General features: G+C 50.4%; 25 protein-coding genes and 1 tRNA gene. 11 read left to right on the forward strand and 15 right to left on the reverse strand.

Annotated elements, in window-relative coordinates; genetic code table 11:
* Positions 1-35 precede the first annotated feature (35 nt).
* Both AAA857_RS01785 and AAA857_RS01790 read right to left on the reverse strand, forming a co-directional pair.
* Positions 36-1,295, reverse strand: a complete 1,260-nt coding sequence (locus AAA857_RS01785) for an MFS transporter (protein WP_338172465.1) — start codon at positions 1,293-1,295, stop codon at positions 36-38.
* Positions 1,292-2,347 (reverse strand): response regulator, encoded by a 1,056-nt coding sequence (locus AAA857_RS01790; RefSeq protein ID WP_338172467.1) that lies wholly within the window; start codon positions 2,345-2,347, stop codon positions 1,292-1,294. Before AAA857_RS01790 ends, AAA857_RS01785 begins: the two co-directional genes overlap by 4 nt.
* Positions 2,348-2,516: 169 nt before the next feature.
* On the opposite strand from AAA857_RS01790, the gene AAA857_RS01795 reads away from it, so the two are divergent.
* Positions 2,517-3,344 carry an ion transporter gene (locus tag AAA857_RS01795; protein ID WP_338172469.1) on the forward strand — a complete coding sequence of 276 codons (828 nt, stop codon included), beginning with the start codon at positions 2,517-2,519 and terminating at the stop codon, positions 3,342-3,344.
* On the opposite strand, the gene moeB is transcribed toward AAA857_RS01795, so the two are convergent.
* The 6 genes from moeB to ribB are packed head-to-tail and all read right to left on the reverse strand — an operon-like array spanning position 3,337 to position 7,807.
* The gene (gene moeB / locus AAA857_RS01800; protein ID WP_338172471.1) at positions 3,337-4,506 is read right to left on the reverse strand and encodes a molybdopterin-synthase adenylyltransferase MoeB; all 1,170 of its coding nucleotides are present in this window, start codon (positions 4,504-4,506) and stop codon (positions 3,337-3,339) included. The two genes, AAA857_RS01795 and moeB, sit on opposite strands and share 8 nt — an antisense overlap.
* A gap of 39 nt (positions 4,507-4,545) precedes the next feature.
* Positions 4,546-5,574 (reverse strand): thioredoxin-disulfide reductase, encoded by a 1,029-nt coding sequence (gene trxB / locus AAA857_RS01805; protein WP_338172473.1) that lies wholly within the window; start codon positions 5,572-5,574, stop codon positions 4,546-4,548.
* 34 nt (positions 5,575-5,608) lie between these two features.
* The gene (locus AAA857_RS01810; protein WP_338172475.1) at positions 5,609-5,992 is read right to left on the reverse strand and encodes a 6,7-dimethyl-8-ribityllumazine synthase; all 384 of its coding nucleotides are present in this window, start codon (positions 5,990-5,992) and stop codon (positions 5,609-5,611) included.
* An 11-nt stretch (positions 5,993-6,003) separates the two neighbouring features.
* On the reverse strand, positions 6,004-6,606 hold the full coding sequence (locus AAA857_RS01815) for a riboflavin synthase subunit alpha (RefSeq protein ID WP_338172476.1): 603 nt from the start codon (positions 6,604-6,606) through the stop codon (positions 6,004-6,006).
* Positions 6,607-6,608: 2 nt separating this feature from the next.
* Entirely contained in the window at positions 6,609-7,049 is a 441-nt protein-coding gene (locus AAA857_RS01820; protein ID WP_338172478.1) for an adenylyltransferase/cytidyltransferase family protein, read from the reverse strand.
* A gap of 32 nt (positions 7,050-7,081) precedes the next feature.
* Positions 7,082-7,807: a 3,4-dihydroxy-2-butanone-4-phosphate synthase gene (ribB, locus tag AAA857_RS01825; RefSeq protein ID WP_338172480.1), complete on the reverse strand. Its 726-nt coding sequence runs from the start codon at positions 7,805-7,807 to the stop codon at positions 7,082-7,084.
* A gap of 142 nt (positions 7,808-7,949) precedes the next feature.
* Between ribB and AAA857_RS01830 the strand changes: the two genes are divergently transcribed.
* The 3 genes from AAA857_RS01830 (at position 7,950) to AAA857_RS01840 (ending at position 10,453) form a co-directional block, all read left to right on the forward strand.
* Entirely contained in the window at positions 7,950-9,098 is a 1,149-nt protein-coding gene (locus AAA857_RS01830; RefSeq protein ID WP_338172482.1) for a TIM barrel protein, read from the forward strand.
* Between the two features lie 85 nt (positions 9,099-9,183).
* A complete protein-coding gene (locus AAA857_RS01835; RefSeq protein WP_338172484.1) occupies positions 9,184-10,191 on the forward strand; it encodes an NAD(P)H-dependent glycerol-3-phosphate dehydrogenase in 1,008 nt (335 codons plus the stop codon).
* Positions 10,192-10,237: 46 nt separating this feature from the next.
* The gene (locus AAA857_RS01840; protein WP_338172486.1) at positions 10,238-10,453 is read left to right on the forward strand and encodes a hypothetical protein; all 216 of its coding nucleotides are present in this window, start codon (positions 10,238-10,240) and stop codon (positions 10,451-10,453) included.
* On the opposite strand, the gene phnE is transcribed toward AAA857_RS01840, so the two are convergent.
* The 5 genes from phnE to AAA857_RS01865 form a co-directional block, all read right to left on the reverse strand.
* Positions 10,454-11,341, reverse strand: coding sequence for a phosphonate ABC transporter, permease protein PhnE (phnE, locus tag AAA857_RS01845; protein WP_338172488.1), 888 nt, complete (start codon positions 11,339-11,341; stop codon positions 10,454-10,456).
* Positions 11,338-12,024: an ATP-binding cassette domain-containing protein gene (locus AAA857_RS01850; protein WP_338172490.1), complete on the reverse strand. Its 687-nt coding sequence runs from the start codon at positions 12,022-12,024 to the stop codon at positions 11,338-11,340. The genes phnE and AAA857_RS01850 overlap by 4 nt, the downstream gene beginning before the upstream one ends.
* A gap of 191 nt (positions 12,025-12,215) precedes the next feature.
* The gene (locus AAA857_RS01855) at positions 12,216-14,327 is read right to left on the reverse strand and encodes a PhnD/SsuA/transferrin family substrate-binding protein (RefSeq protein WP_338172491.1); all 2,112 of its coding nucleotides are present in this window, start codon (positions 14,325-14,327) and stop codon (positions 12,216-12,218) included.
* Positions 14,328-14,436: 109 nt separating this feature from the next.
* Positions 14,437-14,509 (reverse strand) — tRNA-Gln (locus tag AAA857_RS01860).
* A gap of 56 nt (positions 14,510-14,565) precedes the next feature.
* A complete protein-coding gene (locus tag AAA857_RS01865) occupies positions 14,566-14,718 on the reverse strand; it encodes a hypothetical protein (RefSeq protein ID WP_338172493.1) in 153 nt (50 codons plus the stop codon).
* A 104-nt stretch (positions 14,719-14,822) separates the two neighbouring features.
* Between AAA857_RS01865 and AAA857_RS01870 the strand changes: the two genes are divergently transcribed.
* The 7 genes from AAA857_RS01870 to coaT are packed head-to-tail and all read left to right on the forward strand — an operon-like array spanning position 14,823 to position 21,941.
* Positions 14,823-15,050 carry a hypothetical protein gene (locus AAA857_RS01870; protein WP_338172495.1) on the forward strand — a complete coding sequence of 76 codons (228 nt, stop codon included), beginning with the start codon at positions 14,823-14,825 and terminating at the stop codon, positions 15,048-15,050.
* 42 nt (positions 15,051-15,092) lie between these two features.
* A complete protein-coding gene (locus AAA857_RS01875; RefSeq protein ID WP_338172497.1) occupies positions 15,093-16,601 on the forward strand; it encodes an MBL fold metallo-hydrolase in 1,509 nt (502 codons plus the stop codon).
* Positions 16,602-16,613: 12 nt separating this feature from the next.
* The gene (locus AAA857_RS01880) at positions 16,614-17,657 is read left to right on the forward strand and encodes a zinc-binding dehydrogenase (RefSeq protein ID WP_338172499.1); all 1,044 of its coding nucleotides are present in this window, start codon (positions 16,614-16,616) and stop codon (positions 17,655-17,657) included.
* Positions 17,657-18,076, forward strand: a complete 420-nt coding sequence (locus AAA857_RS01885; RefSeq protein WP_338172501.1) for a rhodanese-like domain-containing protein — start codon at positions 17,657-17,659, stop codon at positions 18,074-18,076. The genes AAA857_RS01880 and AAA857_RS01885 overlap by 1 nt, the downstream gene beginning before the upstream one ends.
* A 50-nt stretch (positions 18,077-18,126) precedes the next feature.
* The gene (gene rqcH, locus AAA857_RS01890; RefSeq protein ID WP_338172503.1) at positions 18,127-20,292 is read left to right on the forward strand and encodes a ribosome rescue protein RqcH; all 2,166 of its coding nucleotides are present in this window, start codon (positions 18,127-18,129) and stop codon (positions 20,290-20,292) included.
* The gene (locus AAA857_RS01895) at positions 20,292-20,933 is read left to right on the forward strand and encodes a class I SAM-dependent methyltransferase (protein WP_338172504.1); all 642 of its coding nucleotides are present in this window, start codon (positions 20,292-20,294) and stop codon (positions 20,931-20,933) included. The genes rqcH and AAA857_RS01895 overlap by 1 nt, the downstream gene beginning before the upstream one ends.
* A gap of 60 nt (positions 20,934-20,993) precedes the next feature.
* Positions 20,994-21,941, forward strand: coding sequence for a choice-of-anchor T family protein (gene coaT / locus AAA857_RS01900; RefSeq protein ID WP_338172506.1), 948 nt, complete (start codon positions 20,994-20,996; stop codon positions 21,939-21,941).
* A gap of 103 nt (positions 21,942-22,044) precedes the next feature.
* On the opposite strand, the gene AAA857_RS01905 is transcribed toward coaT, so the two are convergent.
* Positions 22,045-23,949 carry a DEAD/DEAH box helicase gene (locus tag AAA857_RS01905; RefSeq protein ID WP_338172508.1) on the reverse strand — a complete coding sequence of 635 codons (1,905 nt, stop codon included), beginning with the start codon at positions 23,947-23,949 and terminating at the stop codon, positions 22,045-22,047.
* Positions 23,950-24,027: 78 nt separating this feature from the next.
* Complete coding sequence (locus tag AAA857_RS01910) at positions 24,028-25,224, reverse strand: acetyl-CoA C-acyltransferase (RefSeq protein WP_338172510.1); 1,197 nt, start codon at positions 25,222-25,224, stop codon at positions 24,028-24,030.
* Positions 25,225-25,286 lie beyond the last annotated feature (62 nt).

Genomic DNA, 25,286 nt, shown 5'->3' on the forward strand with positions numbered 1-25,286 from the left:
ACTATGTTTGTGCAACCTATGAACAAATAGGGAAATCAATCGGCCCCTAAACGGCGCTGCATCTCTGAATCGTAACATTCGTGAAGCATTTCTCTGTTCTTGAGCGTAATGAATAATGCAACACTGGCCGGCAGGGCAAGCACACCAAGGGCCAATGCCCAAGATTGGAAGATGTCAAACACTGGACCGACCATGAGAGGTCCGAGAATGGTCCCCGCAGCCCAAGCGGTCCCAAACGCTCCGAAAGCCAAACCCGGGTTTCCGTCCCCCAGTGCTCGGTTTGTTGCAGTATCAATGATGGGGAGCATGGGGATTTGGGCAGCAGCAATTGAAAATTGGAACGCTCCGAGGAGTACAATCATTCCGAAAACAGCATTGTTTCCAGAAAACTTCCATCCCACAAAACCAACTCCAAGGAGTGAAGCAACAACGACGGCCCACCCGAGAATCATGTACCGTGTAGGTCCGTTGCGGTCAACGAGTTTGCCCCAAATAAGCGAGCCAAGACCTTGCATCAAGACCATGACCAAAAGGACACCTCCAATTTCGGCTGAACTCAACCCCAGCGTATCATCCAAAAACAAAGGAACACCAGCCTCGAGAGCCCCCGTTGCAACGGTCGTGATGGCCAGTAATATTCCAACCCGAAGCAAGACTGGATCGGTGAAAAATACCTTTACAGATGCACCTCCGAGAGACGGTTCCTGTGCTTTCCCGAGGGATGGACCAGCAGAGATGATGAACGGAATTACCGAAAACGTCACCAGGCCAAGGAAGCCAAATGCTGATGCTTCGCCCCAAGCAAAAAGTATTCCTCCAAATACGGGACCTAGCAGTCCACCTATTGCGGCAATACCAAGCAATTTCCCTGCCTGTTCTCCAAATCGTGTTGGCCAAAGTTGAGACGCTGCGGCTAAACCTGCGGTCATGATGGTCGCTCCTGATGCCCCGTGAAGCAACCGAGCAAAACAGAGGGCGAGGAACGGGTGAGGCAACCATTCGTTGGTAGCCAGCAGGTAGACTCCGCTCGAGATGGTCAGCAAAATAAGACTGGTCAGAATCGTAGTCCCTGCTCCAAATCGGTCCGTTATTCTCCCGGACATAGGCCCCATCAAAAACATAGGTACCGCCCATAGCGAAACGAGAAGTGTTGCTTGTGTAGCATTGATGTCAAACTGTGTTTGCCATGAAGGAAGAATGGGTACGATGAAGGCATATCCGAGAAAATTGACAAAGAATGCAGCAATTAAAGCACGGAAAGCGACCGCTTGCCTTTGCTCTATAGAAACTTTCATTCTTCTTCCTCCTTCGCAGGAAGGGCCTCCAATACATCACCGGTCAAAACGAGGGCATCCTCAATTTGCGTGAGGAGGGTGATGTCTGAAACAGCACCAGGGCGTTTGAGGAGTTTGAGTAAGTCATGAACCACCTCGGTCGTGAGTTGAGTCATGACAAGAGCCTCAGGATCGATGTAAGATTGGGAATCGGGCATCAACAGAGAAATATATTCTGGCTCCTCATCAAGAATTTCGTCCATTTTCCCCTCGACCTCTGCTGCAAGTTCTTCTGCTTGCTTTTCGAGAATATCTTCCATTGAACCGCCAAGACCTCCTTGAGGGGCGAGGTTCGGCTTTGCCCCGTCAGAGAGACTTGCCCCCTTGCTAATTGAACGAAACGACGGGCCTTTACCTACTTCTTGAGATGCTTGGTCGTCTAAATCTTCAGAGCCAACAAGACGGTTAAGCGCAAGACGTACCATCGTCGTCAATTCTTCTGAAGAAAGAAGTGGCTCGTCTTCCTCGTCCTCTACCTTTCCCATTTCAGTTTGGAGGTCACGAACAAACTCATCATCAATGTTCCCTGCCTCGACCAGTCTACGCAGCATAGGAAGCGCCCATTGACTGTCATTCATGGTCATGGATACGTCAAACCGTTGACCGCCAAGTCCACCTCCTTGAGTAGGGGCTATTTCGGCCGGTGGTGCAACGAATTGCTTTGATGCGTGACGTTGCATTTGATTGATGAGTTGGTTCATGTCAATGGGTTTGCCAATGACTTCCGCAACTCCAGCCATTGCCGCGGAGGAAAGAAAATCAGGCGTGATGGTTCTTGATAGAACGACAATACGGGTGTTGTTACGGAATTGTGGGCTGTTGTTCATCTTTTGACAAACATCGAGGACGCTCCCTTGACTCCATTCACTCTCAAGCAAAAGAACATCGGGGAAAGTGACGAGCGCTGTCGCTTCTGTTTGCCTCAATGTCGGAGTTCTCGTTACATCAAAACCTTCTCTCTGAAAGGTGTTGGCGAGGAGGTCCCGACGGCCTTGATTTTCATCGGCAACCATGATTTTTACTATCGTTACCCCCTCCTCAATTTGAGGAAGGGAGCCGCGCCTTTCAATATCACCCTCCAAATTCGAAAAGCGGCCCGTATTTTGGTAAGTTGCCCGAAAACTCGCCAATGGGTTGCACTTGAGCGAAATCTTCCTTAAACCACTTGGGAAGTCCCGCATTATGGCCGAGGCTGAATCTGTCGTAAAGGTCTCTAGAAAAGAGCGAATCCAACAAATCATTTTTGAGGCTGACACGCCCTCAGGGAAATTTTTTGACATCGCGTTGTTGATAGCGATTTTAACATCAATCCTCACCGTTTCCTTGGAAAGCGTTGACTCGATTGACAAGGCATATCACACTGAATTGCGACTGATTGAATGGGCCATTACCATCCTCTTTACCTTGGAATACCTCCTTCGCCTCTACTCGACCAAGAAATCCCAGCAATATGCCACTTCATTTTTCGGAATCGTTGACTTGATTGCGATAATACCCACCTACCTGAGTTTGATTGTACCTGGAGCACAAAGCCTCCTCATTGTTCGAGCATTGCGCTTGCTCAGGATGTTCCGAGTTCTGAAATTGAGCCGCTATATCGGAGAAGGTGAGGTGCTGTTCGAGGCCCTTTTACAATCAAAAACCCGAATCATCATATTCCTGTTCACTGTGACAATTCTTGGGTTCATTTCTGGAGCGATGATGTACCTTTTGGAAGGCCCAGCAAACGGCTTCACATCAATACCACAAAGCGTGTATTGGTCGCTGACTACCATCACTGGGACGGGGTATGGAGATGCGGTCCCCTTAACGCCATTGGGTAAGTTGCTGGCTGTTGTGATTATGGTGCTTGGATACAGCCTTATCATTGTCCCAACAGGAATCGTGTCATCGGAGCTGATGAAACTGGGAGAGGTTGACACCCGTGCTTGCAGCTCATGTTCCAGAGAGGGACATGATCGGAATGCAAAGCATTGCAAGCACTGTGGAGAAGCACTCCGAATCAATTAATGATTTCATCAGGCGCTGCTGCCTTCCACGCGGTGATTCCACCGTCAAGGTTGTACACGCGTGTCGCATCGTATCCTGCTTGAATCATGCTCATCGCTGCGATTTGAGAACGCATTCCACTTCGACAATAAACCAGAATATCGCGGTCGGAGGGAATTTGATCAAGGGCAGAACCAACTTGGTCATGGGGGACTTGCAAGTCGCATGAAGCCGCATGTGCTTGATGGTATTCACCATCTGAGCGAACATCAAGAATAAACGGTGACCATCCACTGGAACGTCGCTGCAAAGCATCGGAGATGGAAATGTGGTTGAACATGTTCTCGCCCTGGTGGGCTTCCTGTTTTTTAATGCCTCCATGTATTGTACCGGTTTCGAGAGAACACCATTCAGAAGCGTTAAACATGGCTGAGGATAAACTCAAATCCAAAATTTTTGTACGCTCTTCATCCCGTTCGAACGATAACTGAGTGAAGGACATCGCCGTTGCATCGTAAATGAGTAACCGTCCTGAAAGAGCCACGTTGAGTCCGAGCAAGAGTTTTATCGCCTCTGTTGCTTGAAGCAATCCAATCACTCCAGGAAGGACTCCGAACACACCAGCTTCTTCGCAACTCGGAACTGCATTTGGAGGTGGGGGTTCAGGGAAAAGGTCCCGATACGAAGGGCCTCCTTGATATCCAAATACAGAAACTTGTCCTTCGAATTGGAAGATTGAACCGTAGACCCAAGGTATCCCCTTCAATGCGCAGGCATCGTCAATGAGGTATCGCGTCGGAATGTTATCCGTGCCGTCGATGACGAGATCCCATCCCATCTCAAGCAATTGCATGGCATTCCCTGGGTTGAAACGGGTTTGGAATGATGTGACCTTAATGCCTTCATCCAATGCATGGAGGCGCTTCTTAGCGGATTCAACTTTGGGCGTCCCTACGCTTTCTGAAGTATGAAGAATTTGACGTTGAAGATTTGAAAGGTCCACGACATCATCATCAATCAAGCCAAGATGGCCAACGCCTGCAGCAGCGAGGTAAAGGGCTGCTGGAGAGCCTAATCCACCGGCACCAATGATGAGAATGCTGGCATCAACCAAGCGCTGTTGACCCTTAATCCCAACATTGGGGAGGGAAAGGTGACGCGCATGACGTTCAAGGTCAACCATGAACTGGCCAGCGGAGCCACTTTGATGAATGCACCGCCCTCAGTGGACGTTCTCTTCAAGCCACTTTTCAACATCAATTGCAGCAGAGCATCCCATTCCAGCAGCGGTAATCGCTTGCTTGTAACGGGTATCAACGACGTCACCTGCGGCAAAAATGCCCGGGACAGAGGTCATAGTGTATTCTTTGTTGACGATGTAACCGTTTTCATCGGTTTCAACTTGACCGCTCAAAAATCCAGTAATCGGTTTGTGACCGATTGCGATGAAAGCCCCAGTTGCATTGATGGTCTCTGTCGTTCCGTCTTGTATGTTTTCAAGCACTGCACCGGTGAGGCCTTTTTCATCAGACAACCATTCTTTGACCTGACGGAAGGTACGAATCTCAATTTTATCGTGATTTGCAGCGCGTTCGTACATAATGGTTGATGCTTTGAACACATCTCTTCGGTGAATGAGCGTGACCTTACTCGCAAAACGCGTGAGGAAGGTAGCCTCCTCACAAGCAGAATCTCCGCCGCCAATGACCAGGACTTCTTCATCGCGGAAAAAGGCACCGTCGCAGGTGGCGCACGTGGAAATACCTCGGCCTTTTTGGGCTTCTTCCCCGGGGGCGTTCAACCAAATGGATTCGGCCCCTGTACAGACAATAATGGAGTGAGTAAGGAACGTCTCACCTTCCACTTCAACCTTGAATGGGCGCTCTGATGTATCGACTGAATCGACATTACGGTCTTGAACTTCCAGGCCAAACCGTTCCGCTTGTTCGCGCAGTTCCGTCATCATTTCAGGCCCTCCAATCCCCTTGGGATATCCGGGGAAATTTTCAATGTCGCTGGTCAACATCAGTTGTCCACCTGACATGTAACCGGCAAACATGAGGGGGTTCAGCATGGCTCGCCCAGTGTACAATCCTGCGGTGTATCCTGCAGGACCTGAACCGATAATTATGACATTGCGCACTTCTGACATGTTGTTCTCCATCCAGCGTTTGGACGGAGGGGGTGTTTGAAGGTTCGCACGTTCTATTCCGCGCCAAAGAAGGGCAGTGAGTGGTCCATTTCCGCCCAACTCCACCGGGGTTTGTTAAGCCTAAGCCCTTCCATCAAATGAGAGCCAGCACTGCTGCACGTGCGTGGGGTTCCAACCTTGGTTCAATGTGGTGCTGTTCTGCACCTGGACCGATGATCCCCAAGCCAATCGGTTTGTTATGCTTGAGTTGCAATTCAAGAATCGTTTTGATGACCGCTTGGCCCATTGCAAGGCCGTGTTGGGTCTCTCCTTTCTCGATGATTCCCAAACATGCTGCAGCATCGCAAGCGCTCAGCATGCGGTCGAGTGCAAGCGGAACTTCCATCGAACCAGGTACCCATTCAACGTGAGTGATTTCTAAATCGTTCGCGTCGGCTTCTTCTCTTGCCCATGCGAGCATGCGTTCAACTTCTTCACGGTGGAAGGAACCACAAACGATACCGATGTTCTTGACCATGTTACGCCACCTCATATCTCCTGTTTCATCATTCGCTCCACCGTAGCGACGATGGTTTGCGTCATGGAGTCAATTTCGACGTTGATTTGATCGTCCAATGAAAGCGATGCAAATGTGGTCAGCCTCAGTGTCTCGGGAATCAAATGGATGGAAAAAGTGTCATCCTCAACTCGTCCAACAGTAAGGGACGCACCGTTAAGGCCGATGTATCCTTTCTCGTGGATAAACTTCATGAGCGTGACAGGTGCTTTTAATTTGAAGTCCATGCCTTCTCCTTTCTCTGTCAAATGGACCACGGTGGCCTTGGCCATGATGTGCCCGGAGAGCAAGTGGCCCCCCAGTTCATCTCCCATTTTGAGAGAGCGCTCTACGTTCATCTCATCCCCGACCTTGAGGCGCCCTAAGGTCGTCCGCTCAAGCGTCTCGGGAATGACGTCGAAGGCGACCTGGTTTCCGACAATGTCCGTTGCCGTCAAACAAACCCCGTTGAGAGCAACGCTTGCCCCTCGCTCCAAGCCAACTGCATCGGGCAGTTGAACGGTGAGGGTTTGTACCTGCTCTCCCTTTTGGAGGCCGACCAGTTGGCCTTTTCCTTGAACGATTCCGGTAAACATGTTCATGCCTCCTGGTTGGCTGCACGTTCAAGTATTCGGGCAATGATTTTTCGGGTACCGTCTAAATCGTCGGTTAGGCCTTCTACACGAACAACTTCAATGGTGCCGTATCCGCGTGATTTTAACGCAGATCGGATGTTTTCCTCTGCGTGTTCTTGGTCGTAGCCGAGGGCGATAATATCCGGTTTAACCTGGGGCAGGATATCGAAAATCGGGACTTCAGGGGGGTTTCCGATGAACACATCGTCCACTGGCTTGAGGCCCTCTACCATGCGTTTCCGGAGGTCATGGCTGGTAATGGGATTGTGTTTTCTTTTGCGAACCGTATCGTCGTGTGCGACCACCACGGTAAGGTGGCTACCGAGTGCTTTTGCTTGCTCAAGATAGTGGAGATGTCCTGCATGAAGCAGGTCGAAAACTCCAACAGCCATGATTCGCTTCACGGTATCACCTTTGGTAACGGAGGGTTTGTTCTTCAAGAGGATGACGGTGTTTCATCAGCAAACGCTCGCAGTAAGTCTGCACCTTCAAGGAACGGAATCCCACGCAACTCCGCCCATTCCCTTGCGTCATCAACCGACAAAGCAAAATCCCCGTTGGGTTGAAGCATTTCGGCGCCGATGACGACAGGCGTCATGCCTGCAAGACGAGCAAGTCCAACGGCCAATTCCGTGTGACCTTGACGTCGGGCCAATCCACCCTCTGCCTCTCGACAAACTGGGATGTGGCCAGGCGTTCGGAACTCTGCTCCTAGTGTTTCAATAGCAACCTCCAATGAATCACCTGAATCCATGACTGACTTCGCCAACTCTGCAAATCTGCGGGTCGTAAGCGAGCGGTCATGGTCGGTAATTCCCGTGTAGGTATCTCTGTGATTGATGGAGAGCGTAAAGGCTGAGCGGGCATCATAGCGAAGGTCGTTGGTGACCAAATGGCCTAGAACAGGGAAGTTCGACACAGCAGATGCATCGGTGTGGAGGTCCTGCAGGAACGGGAGGCCAAAACATGCTCCGACGTCATCGCCGATGGCGAGAAACAGCAACCCTCCACAATCGTGTCGAAGTTGACGCATCGTTTCCGGCTTCGCATGCTCTGCGGGAAACAACAAGTCGGTTTCTCCTTCTCGTTTCTCAGAGTCGAAAAGACAGACTGGGTCTCCGTTTTTGAAGGCGTCAACCGCCTTTTTTAATCGAGCGTCCATGGGGGTGGCTGTAGCCCCACCTTCATGAAGAGTCGTATGCAATCACCATTGAAACCACAACAGCGACCCAATGATAGCGGACAGCCAACAGAAAGAGGTTATCATAGGGCGGACCTTGGCTTGGTTTCGCGGGGGGAAAAATATGCCAGTTAAACTCGGACCAGCAGGCGTTCCATTGTCATGCAAGGGACGCACAATTGTTGAAGGAATGGACGACATTATTTCCCTCGGTCTTGAGACCATGGAAGTTCAAACCGTGCGCATGGTTGCCCCACAGCACTTTGAACAATACTGGCAGGCCGGCGTGCTTGCAAACAAGACGGATTTTGAGATGAACATCCACGGCCCGTACTATTCCGAGTTGTTGGGCAACAAAATTGAGCGTGGTCGCTCTCTTGCGAAAATAGAAGCAACCCTCCAAGCTGCTCGAACCATCAATGCTCGCCACATTACCCTCCATGCAGGAAATTACGGCGAATTTGGCCGAGGCCATGAAGCAAACGAACAAGTCGCCAATGTGTTTTCTGGAATTGTAGACCGTATCCATGAAATCTGGGAAGATGAAGAGGATGAATTTCCCGTGTTCCCGTGGATTAAAGACGGCACTCCGTCAAAGATTGGAGTTGAAACATCCGGTCGACAAGAACTCTGGGGCAGTCTCGAAGAAGTCCTTGAAGTCGTGAACCATGTTGAAGGAACCATCCCTGTCCTCAACATTGCTCACATCCACGCCCGGGGGCATGGACGAATGCGTACCTCTGAGGATTACGGAGAGTTGTTTGACATGGTTCGTGAATCCATCGGAACAAAAGAATTCTACTGCCACTTCTCTGGTGTGGAGCACCGTACGGGCAACGCCATGCATTACACACAGATCAAGAAATCCGATCTTAACTTTGAACCGCTTGCTGAATTTATCGTTGAAGATGGAGGATGGCTGGACATCACCCTTATCTCCGATTCCCCGTTGCTAGAACACGACGCCATGTACATGATGCAAAACATCGAGAAGTCACGCCACAGGCAACTCGAGCGTAAGGCCCGAGAAGACCGCAGGAGAGCACTCGCCCTTCAAACCGGTAAGACTGAAGACGAACTCAAGACCAATGAGACCAAGCAAGCGCAAGCACGAGAAGATGCGACTGAAGTCAAGGAGGAGGTGCCCACACCCGAGCCCGAAACAAAGAAAGAGGAAGCAGCTCCGAAAACCAAAGAAGGAGCAGCTCCGAAAACCAAGGGGACCAAGGAAGACGTCTTCGACTTTGAAGAAGACGATGATGACTTGTTCTGATGGCGCCGTACTCAGGCTCATGAAAACCGCACCAAGCCGGTGTTTTCATCGGGAAATGGTATAAACCAAAGAAGGTGCGAAGCAGATGATTGCTATGGCACACATCTCTGTATTGGGTCTCGGAAACTGGGGAACAGCCATTGCTCGTTTGTGGCTTTTGGAAGGCCACAAGGTCAAGGGTTGGACCATTGAAGAAGAGGTATATCAGTCAATTACCCTTGATGGAGTCAATTCAAAATATCTCCCTGACCATCCGGTTCAGGGATTGGATGCAACCATGCACCTTTCAGAAGCGCTTGAAGGAAGCGAAATCATTGTTCTTGCCGTACCCTCATCCGTCATTCTTGATGTGGTGGAAGACATCATCCCCCACCTTCAGCCGCGCCACGTTCTCCTCGACTTGGCGAAGGGTCTTGCACCTGGAAAACGACTTATTTCTCAAGCGATTCATGGAATGCTCAAAGAAGCTGGAAAAACGAATCCCCTTGCAGTACTTACAGGCCCAACCATTGCTCCAGAAGCAGCAGCAGGCGTTATGACCACTGCTTTAGTTGCGAGTGAGGATGACGCTGTTGCCAATCGCTTGGCGAGCACACTAGGGACGCCCAGTTTCATTCTTCACCCTGCAAGTGACCCTGTCGGAGCGGAACTATGGGGCGCCTACAAAAATGTGGTCGCCCTTGCTTGCGGACTTGTTGACGGACTCAAACAAGTAGGCGATCTCGGTGGAGACAATCTCAAAGCTGCAATATTCATGTCCGGATTCAAGGAAGGTTGTCTTCTTCTTGCGGAACTTGGAGCGCGAGCAGAGGTTGCTTTTGGACCAGCAGGACTTGGAGACATGTACGTCACCGCCACTTCACCGCATGGAAGAAACCGCAGCATGGGGGAAAAACTTGGGACTGGACTCACTCTTGAGCAAGCTCTGGATGAAATGCATATGGTTGCAGAAGGTGTCCGAGCCACTCGAATGTTTATTGAACGCGCAGAGGACAGTGGACTCAAGGTCCCCTTCACGAAAGCGCTCAATACCCTCCTTGATGGGGACATTGACGCTGAAGAATGTTGCAGGCGCATGGTTGCACTTGGTTGAAGGAAGCCATCGGTGCTGTTTTGAGGGAAGGCTTCGTGAGCGTAGTATGTCCGATGAACTCTCTGAGTTTGAAGTCAAATTATTGACGTGGCTGGCTAAGAGTGAATTCCACATTGTACCGTGGTCAACTAAAGACGCGGCGAAGACGTTCAAAGTATCTGAAGACGAAATTTACGAAGCGATCTCAGCCTTGAGCAAGAAGGCATCCGACCGCATCCAGGTGTTTTACAAGGACGGGTCTTTGCATATTGCTGCTGATTGATTATGCCTCATCCTCGGAAGTATCTTTTTGCTTCCTAGCCTTCATGAGAACGGTTAACCATGTTGGTTTTCTCACATCCCCTTCTTCGTTGACAAAGGAACGAACCATCAACGAGAACAGGTCGATCAAGACGACGACGATGAAGATGAGAATCAACAAAGCGAAGACTTTGTCGTATTGAAGAAATTTGAGATAGGTGCTGATGTAATAACCGATACCACCAGCACCAACAATTCCAATCACGGTACCGTGCCGCACATTGTACTCGAACATGAACATCAGTTGACTGAGCAAATGATTTCCGTTTTCTGGGATGACGATGTTAAAGAAAATGCTCGGACGACTCAGCCCCATGGCCCGACCTGCTTCCAAGGGGTCGCTTGGCATCCCCTCAAACACTTCATACTGCAATTTACCAAGATATCCGACCGTGTAGAATGTCATCGCTAATACGCCCGAAAGGGGCCCAAAGCCAATCACAATCACAAATAGAATCGCCCAAATCAAACTGGGAAGGCTCCGAACAGCAGAAAGAAAGACTCGGACGGGAATTGAAATGGAGAGGGGTGTCAAATTCCTCGCTGCTAGAGATGAAAGACAAATTGCACCAATGAACCCTAGAACTGTAGAAACAAAGGCGATTTTCAGAGTCTCCATCATGCCCAAGTAGCCCACAGAGCAAAAGAATTCAATGTCTTTTTCACACACTGGGTAGGAACGGGCCTCAAGAACACTCCAATTCGGAGGCCACATGCTTTCCTTGAAAAACACTACAAGGTTAGACAATCCTCCTTCAAGCCTGCCCCAATCGCCCTCAACGAGTCCATCAAGCGTTCGCCAAGCCAAGAAGAGGAGAAACAAGAGGATACCAAATAAGCGGTACTTCATTCCACTTCCTCCATTGAGTTTTGCTTGACCCACTCCCCGATGGGAAGGTCCAAGAAACGCTGACCCTTAATTTCCCAAATGCGCGTGGCAAAATTTAGGACGTTGTCTTCATGGTGTTCGACCATGATCACCGCCGTTCCACTCTCGACTAAATCTAGGACCGCTCCTAAGACAATGTCAACGTTCGCCTGGTCCAACTCACCTAGAAACTCATCAGCGAGCATTATTTCTGGCCGTTGAGCCAGCGTTCGCGCAGTTGCTACTCTCCGCTGTTGACCTCCTGAGAGACGCCGAACGGGTTCAGAGGCTTTGTTCTCAATTCCAAGCGTTCGAAGAGCCTCAAACGTGCGTTCCTTGCGCTCCTTGAACATTTCAAGTGACCACTTCACACGCATTCGGGCCCCCAACGAGACATTGTGGGCAACGGTTGCATGCCGAACGAGACCAAGACGCTGAGGAATGTATCCAAGACCTCCTCGGCGTTCAACGTTCAATTCAAAAGAGCCGTCAAGGGGCCGAACGAGACCTGCAACAGTGCGTATCAATGTGGTCTTCCCGATGCCTGATGGACCGAGAATGGCGATAATTTCACCTGGTTTCACTTCAAGTGTAATTGGTTCCACCAGCGGATCATCATAACCGATGGAAAGTTGGTCAAGAGATAGGATGGCTGTGTCGCTCATAATATCCCCTCATTCACTCCTGCGAGCAGGTCTTATTCAAGCGGTTGGACATGGCGACATCAACATCTCCAAGTCTAGAATCGGTTGTGGCGGTCATGTTAGCTCCGGGGTGCTAACGGAGTGACCCTTCTATGGGTGCGGTGATTGAATCACTCCGCCAGCGGTTTAAGGTGAGGAAAGGGTTGTGAAGATCACTCCGTAATGTCGTATTTAGAATCAAAGTAGGCCGAGATTCCTGGAATTGCACCGATAAGGCTGCTGTAACTGCCCAGATGTTCCTGAGAATTCACTTCGACCAAGCCAGGGGTGTTGAGTACATTTGCCAGGATTTGGTCGCCACATGCAGATTGAGGTGAGGTTGAATCCACTTGATGAGAAACCATTGAGTAGCAACCGGTGTAATTCTGTCCCTGCATTGGATAATCCTGAACGTACATCTCATTGTTCAATGCCAGCATAGCGTTGAGGATGGCCGTGCGAGTTTGGACATCAAGTGTTTCTGGATTGTACATCACCGGATGCGATGGTGCAGAACCGTAGGACGGCAGAAGAATGTATTCCGATTCAGGAAGGCACCATTCTGCGTTATCGCTGACCTCTTCATTACCGCAATATGAAGCAACGGTGGAATCCTTTGCAAAGGCAACATCGCCAACGCCTTCTGTCAAACACTTCACTGCTCCAGAATAGGAGTAGTAAGGCGTTCCAGATTCAGGGATGCTCGCATTCTCGTTAAAGAACGACGTGATGGTGTTGCGGAGGGATTCTATGTCCTCTTGGGGCCCCACAACAGGAGCATAGCCCTGTGAAATCAGATGACCCATTGGAAGGAGCATGCCGGCAGATTTGAGCCATCCCGTGTGACATGAGGTGGTTCCTTCCATGAGAGCAAAAGGATCGGTCGAAGCATCGTCGTCTAAGTAAGCGTTGGCGATGTCGGAGCCGTTGAGGACAACAGCATGAGCATCGTAATGAGTGCGCCCATCGGATTTTAGGTCAGCAGCCATTGCTGCTAGGCCATATTCTTTCCATCCAACCCAAGCAGCCCCACCGTCCATGAAAGCGATGTCAGCATTACCGAATCGCAGGGCCTCAATAATTGCCCCTTCGGAGGTCACAGGGTAAAGCGTCACAGTAACTCCTGTTTGTTCGGAGATGAAATCAGCCAAAACTTGGGGGTTCTCCGCGGGGTTCTCGTAATCGTCCTTCATTTCAAAGGCGATCCGGATATTGGAGATCGTTGGTTCAACTGAATCGTTAATGGCGAATTTCGTGTCGTAATATGCTGAAATTCCAGGGACATCTTCGATTAAATTACCGTAAGAGGCAAGGTGTTGTGACGCATTTGTTGGAGAGATTGCTGGCGTATTGAGAACATCCGTGAGAATGGATTGCCCTTCTACCGTATCTTTCATGGCCACAAGTGCATCTTGAACAAGGGTCATTGTGGCTGCATCGCTGGTTGAAGGGTTGTACATAACGGGGTGTGAAGGCGCATTTCCGTATGAGGGCAGCAATATGTAATCAGATTCTGGCAAACACCATGCTTCGTTCGTGCTTGCATCCTCGTTCCCACAGTATGAAGCAATGGTCGAGTCCTTGGCAAAGGCAACGTCGCCTGCACCTTCAGTGAGGCACTTGACTGCTCCACTGTAAGAATAGTAAGGAGTTCCCGAATCTGGAATACTTGCATCTTCGCTGAAGAAGTTGGTAATGGTCGAGCGCAGAGATTCAACATCGTTTGCATCCCCAATCACGTTGGCGTAACCGTTTCCAATGAGGAAGCCCATTGGAAGAAGCATGCCTGCGGATTTGAGCCATCCAGTATGGCACGAAGTCTTACCTGCCATCAGAGAGAACGGGTCGGTGGAAGGGTCATCGTCAAGATGTGCTGCTGCAATATCCGAGTCCTTTAGAACCACAGCATGAGCGCTGTAGTACGTTCTGCCGTCAGATTTTTGATCTGCTGCAAGAGCCTCGAGCCCGTATTGTTGCCAACCAACCCATGCTGCACCGCCGTCCATGAAGGCGATGTCTGCATTTCCAAAGCGAAGGGCTTGGAGAGCAGCACCCTCTGAATCAATTGGATAAAGCGAAACATCCATGTCGAGTTTTTCACTCAAATAATCTGAGAGACGTTGAGGATTTTCATCGACATTCGTGTAATCATCCTTGATACTGTAAGCGATAACGAGTTCATCTAATTCAGTCTGGGTTTCTGATTCACCACCGAGACATCCAGCGAGTGAAGCTGTGGCAAAGAGGAAGATAAGCAATGTTGATTTTAGTTTTCGTGTTTTCATGTTAAGCCCTACGGGTTTAGGCCGCCCTAAAAGTGCCCCACTTATAGTATTTCGTATGCCCTAAAAATTATGCTTGGCGGCCGTACGAGACTGAAGCGAGATTTGCGGATAGTCCCTCTCGGATTTGAACCGAGGTCGGAGGAACCAGAATCCTCCATGATGGACCGCTACACTAAGGGACTGTATCCTTGGCGAAGAACGAGTCCTTCTTGAAATAAACGGTGAGAAGGTTCTCAACTCAAACAAAGCGAAAGAGAACTTTCGAAACCCAAGAGAGCATCATGATGGTCATGAATGACGCCAACGCATATTTCGCCCACGGGCGTGAAGGTTTGGTTTCTGGCCAAAGGTCAATCCCCATCGCTTCTGCTTGCTCGATCAGATCGGCCATTTCGGCCAGATGCTCCTCCACCGATTCATGACTCACATCCCATCGGTACCATCGGCCCTATTTTTACCCTCGGAGCCCAATTTGAATGGATGATGATGCTGAAAATGGCCAAAACCTCTTTTTTGGATGCCGATGAATCAGGAACACTTTCAGATGGCGACATGGTCTACATCAACAACAACGGCGGTGTTGAAGAAGCATGGAACACTGTTCGGCTTTACTCTGCCTCTGCTGAAGCGTACAGCGACGAGAATCCAACCCTCCCAGGTTTCACCGGGATGCTCGCCACGCTGTCCTTGCTAGGCGCAGCTTTTGTCCGCCGTCAAGCCTGAAGGAAACGCAAGCCTTGAAGGTAAGTCGCTCAAGGCCCTTTCATGAGTGAAGTACCCAAGGGTGTCAACTTCGCTCCTGCCCCGCGCCGATCAGCGCGCCCAACTGCGACCATGACGCTCACACGTGACGGTCCAGAAGGCGTCGAAGTACTCCTCGGTAAGCGTTCTCGAACCATGCGAGCGTTTCCAAATTACTGGGCTTTTCCAGGTGGAGGAGTATCTTCGGTAGATACAGCGGCAGTAGAGTGCTTCCCCCAGCTTGAAGGGGAAGAGGCCAAGACCATCGCTTGCATTTTGAGAGAGATGAGTGAGGAACTCGGCCTTGTTCCTGCACCGACCGGCCTAATAGCAATACCTTCAGAAGCCAGATTGGCCATCGTTAGCGACAAAAAGAACTGGCTTCCAATGGCTCAAAACAACGCTTTCCCAGTGTCAAGAGAGAACATTAAGGTCTTCAGTCACCGAATTACGCCCCCCTTTGGCCCCGTACAGTTTGATAATGCATTCCTCCATTACCACGCAGGTTCATCCCAAGATGTACCTGAAATTGATTTGGAACCTCAAACTGAATTTACAGAGATCATGTGGGCAAAGCCCGTGGAAATTCTCTCAAAATGGCGTTCTTACGAGATGAAAGTGGCTCCACCCGTAGTCACGCTTCTCATGGAAATTGAACGGACACTTGACCAATTTGACCGGAACATGGAAAAGGCTGCAGATGACATCGCTTCAAGACTTCCAGGACGGCGCTCAATCCTTTTTGCTCACGGTGTTGAAGTCGTGCCGATTAAGACGGCTACATTACCGCCTGCGGACCACACGAACGCCTACATGGTGGGAGACCCTCAAGGGGACTATGTTTTGGTTGACCCTGCCGTGAGAATGCGAGAGGACATGGAATCTCTGGCAACTGCCATTGACCGACATAAGGGCACCCTTGTGGCCGTTGTGTTTACTCACAGCCACGGTGACCATCTTGCCGATATCGGGCTGCTCCGAGAAGCAATTGACGCTCCCATTTGGGGCAGTGAATATACTTCACAAAGCGTCCGATGCGACCGTATTCTCGTTGATGGAGATGTACTTCAACTCGGGAACCAGTCTTGGAATGTCCTGATAACCCCTGGCCATCATCCTGGCCATGTTTGTCTTCTTGGAGATGCGGGGCTGATCGCGGGTGATATGGTTGCAGGAATCGGAACCATACTCATTCCCCCTCAAACCGGCAACATGAACCAATACATGGCGCAGTTGAAGCGACTAAAAGATGCAAAGCCGCATCTGATTTTTCCCAGCCATGGGCCCGTTATCGCTCTGCCGGAGCAAACCATTCAACGCTACATCGACCATAGAATCGCTCGGCACCAACGAGTATTGGCTGCTGTTGTCGCTGGAGATTCTGTCGTGGAAGATATCGCAAAAAGGGCCTATGAAGACACGCCAGACGCACACCCTGGTCTTGCAATTGACCAAACATTATCTCATCTGCTCGCTCATCAAGAGGAAGGAAACCTAACTCATAACAACAGGATTTGGTCTGTGAACCAATAAGGAGGAGACACCATGCCGAGAAGAGTCGTCATCAACAAAGCAGGAGGCGTTTCCGCCATTACCGTCCAATCCATGGACATGCCCGAACCCGGAGAGGGTGAAGTCCGAATCAGAGTCGTCTTTGCCGGCATCAACTTCGCTGATTTATTGATGCGAATGGGATTTTACAATCCACGACCGCCCTACCCGTTCACTCCAGGATACGAAGTCAGCGGCTACGTTGATGCCCTAGGCCCTGGAGTCACTTCATTCACCATTGGACAACGCGTCGTGGCTGCAATGCGTAATGGAGGGCAAGCAAGCCACGTGACGTGTGAAGCCTCCAGGGTTCTTGCTCTTCCTGACAAAATATCACTTGAATCTGCTGCTGCAATTCCGGTAATCTATCTCACCGCTCATCATATGCTCCACCATTTGGGTCATATGAAAAAAGACCATTCCGTACTCATCCACGGAGGTGCAGGAGGCGTTGGAATTGCAGCGCTCCAACTGTGCAAGTGGGCTGGAGTTGACAAGGTCTGGGCCACTTCATCCGCACCTAAACACGACGTCATCAAACAGTATGGGGCACGGGCGATTGACCGCCATAACGAAAATTTCGTTGACATTGTTCGAAAGGAAACCGATGGAAGAGGAGTCGATCACGTTCTTGACCCCATCGGAGGAGAGCACCTCAAGCGAAGTCTTTCGGTTGTTGCAGAAGGTGGTCGGTTGTACACCTACGGCCTTTCTGCTGCAGCTCCCACATCAAAACGTTCCCTTCTCAAGGCTCTCTTTGCAATGAGGAAAACGCCTAAATTCGACCCTCTTAGACTGATGACGCGAAATCGTTCAGTGTTTGGCGTCCACATGGGCACATGGAGTGATGAGGCCGTCATGCAAACCCAGCTTAATCGAATTTTAATTGGAATTGAAGACGGCCATCTCAACCCAACCGTTGACAGTATATTTCCCGCAGAGCAGGTTCAAGATGCTCACCAGTACATCCATGACGCCAAGAATATCGGAAAAGTTCTGTTACAATTCTCACATGATGACGGAGGGGGATTGAACTGATGTTCAAGGCAAGAATTCTGCAACATGCAATGCTTGTGTTGCTTGTGCTACCGATCGCAAGTTTGGCGGGATGCACTTCGGAAACCGACAATTGGGTTCGGCTCGGTGCTGATGAATTCGCTGTGGCGATTGATGATGAAGAAGGTGCGTTCCTCCTTGACACTCGCACTCAAGATGAGTGGGAGGCAGATGGCCATTTGGAAAACGCGACCCTTATCCCGCACGATGAAATATCGGAACGGACCGATGAGTTGCCCGATGACAAATCCACGACCATTCTTCTGTATTGCCGCAGTGGAAACCGATCCCAAGCCGCTGCTGAAACGCTTCTGGACCTCGGATACACCGACGTTCGCGACCTTGAACCTGGAATCAATGGGTGGAAGAGTGCTGGATACCCCGTCACCTACGGAGCATGAAGAACCTTCAATAAACCTCAACTTCACAAGAACAACAAGGGGGTAGCAGAATGAAGAAAGCAATGTCAGGTTTTGATTTACGAGCGATCGCCCGTGAACTGAACGACCTGGCTGGTGCCTATGTCAAGAAAGCATACATGCCCCACTATGAGCAAGTCGTCCTTCGCCTTAATCCGAAAGGAGCAGACCAATCTGACCTCGTCTTGGTACGTGGAGAACGGATATACACCTCTCAACGAGACCGACCGATGCCGATGACTCCACCACCGTTCGCCATGGTCCTCCGAAAGCATCTCCGCAATGCTCGCCTCACCGCTGTGAATCAAGTTGGTTTTGACCGAGTGTTGTCCTTCCATTTTGACACGAAAGGAGGGGAACGTACGCTGTATGTCGAAGTCTTCAGAGACGGGAACATCATCCTAGTAGATGAACATGGAATTATTGTTCAACCCTTAACTCACGCCTCCTATGCTGGAAGGACACTGAAAAAGGGTGTTGAATACGTTGCGCCTCCCGCTGCATTGGACCCTTACTCTTTGGACTTGAAAGCGGTAACATCACTCCTGCAAGAATCAGACCGTGACCTTGTTTCCACACTTGGAGGGAAAGCGAACCTCGGAGGAACACACGCTAACGCCGTTTGTGAACTTGCTCAGCATGAACCAAATATGGAGCCTGCTGAAGCCGATGCTGAAGCAATATACAACGCACTCAACTCCTTGTTAGAAGACCTGGATTCGACGGATAGCGGCCATCTTATCGTTCAACTTAACGAAGGAGATGGAGACAAATGGCTGTCTGGCTACGAGGCTTTGGCTTTGGTTGAACAGCATCAATGGCTTGAGAAGCGGACCAAGGAAGCCACCCCCATCCTCTTGCCAGCTCACAAAGGAAAGCCCGTTGTAAGTTTCCCCTCACTTAGGATGGCTGTCGATGCATGGAAGGGAAACCATGACGCCCATGCATTGCAACGAAGGGAAGAAGAGCGCTTTGAACAGGCCGGACCAGGCCGTGGACAATCAACCGACGCCGACCGTCTAGGTCGGCGAAAGGCTCAGCAAGAAAAAGCGCTATCCGGTTTTGGAGTGAAGATCGAGAAGCAGCAACGTCTGGGCCATTTGATTCAAGAACACTGGACTCATGTTGAAAGCCTGCTCAACCAAACCAAAGAAGCCGTCGAAGCCAACGGGTGGGATGCTGTAAAAAAGGCCTCAAAATCGATCCCTTGGATTACTTCGCTTAATCCTTCAAAGAGGGAAATTAATGTTATTTTACCCGATGAGAACAACGAACCGAAAGGGCCTCAGGTTTTACTTGAACTCGACGGTACGGTCTATCAGAATGCACAACGTTATTTTGATTCTGCGAGAAAGCAAAAAAACAAAACAAGTGGTGCTGTTGAGGCTTTAGAGGAAACTGAGCGCCAACTGAAACGAGCAAAGAAGAAAGAAGAGAAACAGAAAGCAAGTGGTAAACTCAATCGTTTGAAACGTAGCAAACGCATGTGGTTTGAGCAACACCGATGGGGGGCGGTCAGCGGAGGCCACCTCTTGGTTGGGGGCAAGGACGCCAAAGGGAACGACTCCGTTGTCAAAAAGCATCTGTCTGGCTCAGACATGTACCTTCACGCAGACCTTCACGGGGCCCCCTCTTGCAGCCTAAGGGCGACACAGGGATTTGCTCTAGAAGAGCGAAGGCCAACTCATCTACCCGCAGATATACCGGCTTACCGACTGGTTGACAAGCTTGGAGATGAACGCATCAACGAAGAAAAATTGAATCAAGCTGCTATGCTCGCACTTTCTTGGAGCAGAGCGTGGAACAGCGGGGGCTCTCATGGAACGGTCTATAGCGTAAAACCTGCTCAAGTTTCAAAGACTGCACAAACAGGGGAATATGTGGGAAAGGGTGCCTTCATCGTTCGCGGTCAACGCACATGGTACAAGGATTTGAATGTTGAAATCGGTATCGGAATCGTCGCCATCAATGGAGTCCCCCTCATGATAACCGCTGCACCTGATGAAATTCGGTCGATGTGTCCCCGTTATGCGGTTTTAAGACCTGGCCTGACCAAGAAGGAACGAATAGCAAACCAAATCTACAAGGTAACAGGGCTGTCTACCGATGACTTGCTCGGAGTCCTTCCGGGTGCGTGCGAAGTCGTTGAGGAGCACGGAATATTTTCACACCCACGTCCAGTCGGGGAGGAAGAATGATGGATGAGAATACACGCTCCAGTGCAGAGATGTGGGACCGTAGATTTGGCTTGGACGCGTTCGCATACGGCAAAGAGCCAAACGTATGGCTCAAGAATAGAATCGATTTGATGGAACCGGAATCGAACTCCAGGGCGCTGTTTCCTGCCGATGGCGAAGGAAGAAACGCAGTATGGGCTGCTAGAAAAGGGTGGTCAGCAGAGGTCTTTGACCTCTCCGAAGAAGGGGAAAAGAAGTGCATGCAACTCGCTAAAGAATTTGATGTCAATGTAGAATATCATGTTGATGACTTGGTGCTACGTCCATTTGAGAGCGAAGATTATGACCTCATTGCTTGCTCTTGGTTTCATACACCCACTCCGATTCGTGAACGGCATATGCCCCGTATGCTTCACGCACTGAAATCCGGTGGGCGCTTCGTCATGGAAGGCTATCATCAAAGCCAACTTCCTTTGTCCAGCGGGGGGCCAAAATCGTTAGATCTGCTGTTTGACCTCGATACTGTTCTTGCTGAGCTAACCGGCCAACATGCCCCTGAAATGAAAATTGTTCATGCGTCGGTTGAAACCACGGTGCTCAATGAGTCCGATTTGCATCGTGGAAAAGCAAGGGTTGTTCGGTTGGATTTAATGAAAGTTTAGTCGCTTTGCAGGCATCAAAATGAAGTAGAAGTAGAATTAGGACTTCAACATGCGGCTCATATGGCTCGTTTTCTTTTGATGACATCAAGCCTTGCATCACCTTTGGTTGACAATTCAGCCGCACAGAATGTAGTGGCCGCAGTAGAACTAAGCTGCACTGCACCATACTCGAGCGGGAGCGTGGAACTCGAAGTCCATCCCGGAGCAGCATTGACTGGATATGCAGATTGTACGGTGAGCAATCCTTCGGCTCACACTGAGAAAATCGCAATTGAGGTCACCGCAGATGGATTGGCAACCGCTGCGCCTGGCTCAATCTACCTTGCTGCCGGTGATGAGTCGGACTTCCAAGTTACCATAAGGGCTGATGGTCAAATGGCCGTACAGTCAAAGTCAATTACCATCACGGCTACTGTTCAAGAGACAAGTGGTCTGCCGCCCCCCAATGTCGCTGAGAGTTCTGTAAACATGATGGCAGCCATCATGCAGTATGCTGGACTTAACCTCGAAATGAAAAATCCTATTGTGTCAATTGAGGCGGGTTCGATTGAAAGTTTAGAGTATAAAGTCTACAACCAAGGCAATGGCTTAGACCAATTCACCATTTCTACAAACGGTGACATTGTCGATGGAATGCGTGCATTTTCCCTCCCATTCACAGGGATAGAAGTCGAAGCTTACGGGCCTCCAGCAATCTTTAGAATCACAGTAAACACGCCAGCAGAAGGTTCCGATTGGCCGTTAAACGCAGATGGGATCCACACTCTGACGGTAGATGTTGATGTGATTATCAAGAGTCAATTCAGCTGCGAATACACCAGTGAATGCATGTCGGTGAGTTTGACTCAAAAGGTTATTTTCTTTCAAAACCAAACGCTAGAAGAACAGGCTGAAGCAAATGATTTAGCGAGTTCTTCCGAGCAACAAATGTTGATTTATGGGGGGACAGGAGCAACGTTACTTCTTTTGCTGTTCGTGTTCTTTGCAATGAGAAAAAGACAATCTTGAGTGTAGAACGACCTAGGTCCAATACTTTTGAATCAAATCAACGAAGTCTATCAGACGAGAACGAGACGTTGTTCATGAAAGGACTGCTGTCCTTAGATGAGGCTCACTTCTTTCGCTTAAATGAACGTGGAGGAGAGCCTCTGCGTCGGGCAAAGTTCGCTCTTGAAGGGCGTGGGCCGGAACGTGGACGTGGGGGGGGTGCTCTTTTGCCCTTGTGTTCCTTGTTCTCTCCACTGTCGTCACTTCGAGAATTGTTCTCTCGCTTTGGAGCTGAGCGCCCATGGTATCCACTGTCTTCACGAGGTTCACCACGGCGCCCACCGTCACGGCCTCCTCGGTTCTCTCGCCGGTCGTTGCCTCCCTGGTTGTAGCCTCGGCCACCGTCTCGGCCACCGTCCCGGCCACCTTGGCGTTCGCCACGAGAATCACTTCGGTCATTTCCACGCTGATTGTCGTTGCGTTGGTTGCCACCTTGGCGGTCATCACGATTATCTCGGCGGTCATTTCTCGACCCACCATCGTTTTCACGGTCATTGCCTCTGCGATATCCACCGTCACGTTGGTTGCGTTCATTGCGATTGTAATCAGGCCTTCCACCGTCTCGGCGTCCGTAGCCACCGCCACCTCCACCGTCTCGGCGTCCACCATCTCGGCGTCCGTAGCCACCGCCACCGCCACCGTCTCTGCGACCACCGTCTCGTCGACCACCATCTCGGCGTCCGTAGCCACCGCCACCGCCACCGTCTCGGCGTCCACCATCTCGGCGTCCACCATCTCGGCGTCCGTAGCCACCGCCACCTCCACCATCTCGGCGACCACCGTCTCGACGACCACCATCTCGGCGTCCACGAGAACGTGGCTCGGCAGGAATGTATTCCACTTCAAAGGTTGGGAGGGAGCCAAAATCGGGAGGAGTAAAATCAACATTCACACCTACATTTTTCTGGAGACGATGGTACATCTTCTTCTGAGGCCGTTGGACAAGAGACACAACGACTCCGCTTGCTCCACCCCGGGCTGTACGACCGCTACGATGCTTGTACGCCTTACCGTTTTCTGGAGGGTCGTAATGAATCACACAGTTGACGCCTTCAACATCCAGACCTCGTGCAGCAACGTCAGTAGCAACAAGAGCCATGCATTCTCCATGCTTGAAAGCCTGCATAGCGCGGTCGCGTTGTCGTTGGGACAAACCACCGTGCAGTCCCCGAACACCGAGGCCGTCATCGAGCAATTCGTCGTTCACCCGCTCAACACCAAGTCGGGTGCGGCAGAATATTATCGTTCGGCCACAATTACGAATCAATTCAGCCGAAATTGGAGATTTTTTAGAATGAGGCATGAGCCAAAAATGATGTTCCATATCTGTAATGGAAACTTCTTCTGCACCAACCTCAAGGCGGACCGGTTCTCGTTGGTAACGCTTGATCAAATCCCCAACTTCGTCATCGAGTGTGGCACTGAAAAGGACGGTTTGTCGGTCCGGTAGGCATCGGTCGAGGATATCACAAACGGGTTCCATGAATCCCATATCGGCCATTCTATCGGCTTCGTCAATGACAACGACTTCAACATCTTTGAGAACGACTGCACCTCGCTCCATCAAATCAAGTAGACGGCCCGGGCAAGCGACGACAACATCCAATCCACGCTCAAGAGCACGGTACTGATTCTTGTATGAAACACCACCATAGATGGTCCCCACAGTTCGGTCAATGACACGAGCAAGAGGCTTTAGAACGCCATAAATTTGTTCAGCTAACTCTCGAGTTGGAGTTAGAATGAGGGCACGTGGACGGTTTGGTTCAGCATAGGATACCTTTTCCAGCATAGGGAGTCCAAACGCAAGGGTTTTTCCCGAACCAGTAGGGGCTCTGCATGAAACATCTTTTCCTTCCATTGCAGGAGGGATAGATTCTACTTGAACTTCGAACGGCTCGTTAATACCTTGCGAAGACAATACTTCCGCAAGTGCATCGCTTATGCCGAGGTCTTGAAAGGAACCCATTGGTACACCCAATGTGAAGCCCCCGCCGCTCCCTATTTAGCATGAACCGTTCAAAGCAGGAAAAATCGGGCCTTGGATTCAAACCTTGCGGGTCACATACATAGCCACGGCATTGCCGCCGCCAAGGCAAAGAGTTACGATGCCTGAAGCCGCTTCAATGCGTCGCATGACCCCTAATAGGGTGATGAGACAACGCGTTCCACTCGCACCCAAAGGGTGGCCTAAACTGACTGCACCACCGTGAAGATTGAACCGATCATCTGGGATTCCTACTTCCTGAGCCACAGCACACGATGCTGAGGCGAACGCTTCGTTATGCTCGTATACATCCACATCCATCACTTCGAGTTCATTTCTCTCGAGCAGCATCTTCACTGCGGGAATGGGTGCGCTCATGACACGCGCCGGCTCAACACCGGATGTGCAATAGTCTCGGATGTAAGCAATGATTTCCCATCCTTGTTCCAGTGCAAAGGATTCTTCTGCGACCAAAATCGCACTCGCTCCGTCGTTTAGGGTACTTGCATTCCCAGCAGTCACCATGCCTTCTCGGTCAAATGCTGGGCGCAATTTACCAAGAGAATCAAGGGTTGTTTGGCCGCGAACTCCCTCGTCTGAAGTGAACGAAAGGGGGTCTGCTCTTCGTTGTGGGACTTCGATTGAGAACGTCTCCCAATCAAACCAGCCTTGTTCCCAGGCATTGGCTGCCCGTTGTTGACTGCGTAGTGCAAATTGATCGGCATCGTCGCGACTGATGTTGCATTCCTTCGCAACCGTTTCACCGGTGAGTCCCATGTGAACGTCGTTGTAAACATCCCAGAGACCGTCATGAATCATTGAATCAATCAGTGTAGAGGAACCCATTTTTGCTCCTTTTCGCTGACCCATGAGCAGTTGAGGGGCATTGCTCATGCTTTCCATGCCACCTGCAACGATGGCTTTGTATTCTCCTGCACGAATGCTGTTTGCAGCCATCATCGCTGCCTTAAGAGAAGAACCGCATACTTTGTTGATGGTTGTACACGGAATTGAAACCGGGAGCCCAGCACCTAAAGCAACTTGCCGTGCTGGATTTTGCCCCGCTCCGGCTTGGAGTACTTGGCCAAAGAGAACTTCATCGATCACACCGGACTGAGGGTCAATGTTGACACGATTCAACAGTTCCTTAACCGAAAAGATACCAAGTTCAACCGCTGTGAACGAGGATAACGAGCCGAGGAATTTTCCAATGGGTGTGCGGGCAACGCCGCAAATAACTGCTTGTGGCTGGGACATGATTCTTCCAGCCACTGAAACGCTTTGAAGGTGCGCGTTCGCCAACTTGGCGGGTGAGAAGG

This window comes from Candidatus Poseidonia alphae (assembly GCF_943787815.1).
In the GTDB taxonomy this organism is placed as follows: domain Archaea; phylum Thermoplasmatota; class Poseidoniia; order Poseidoniales; family Poseidoniaceae; genus Poseidonia; species Poseidonia alphae.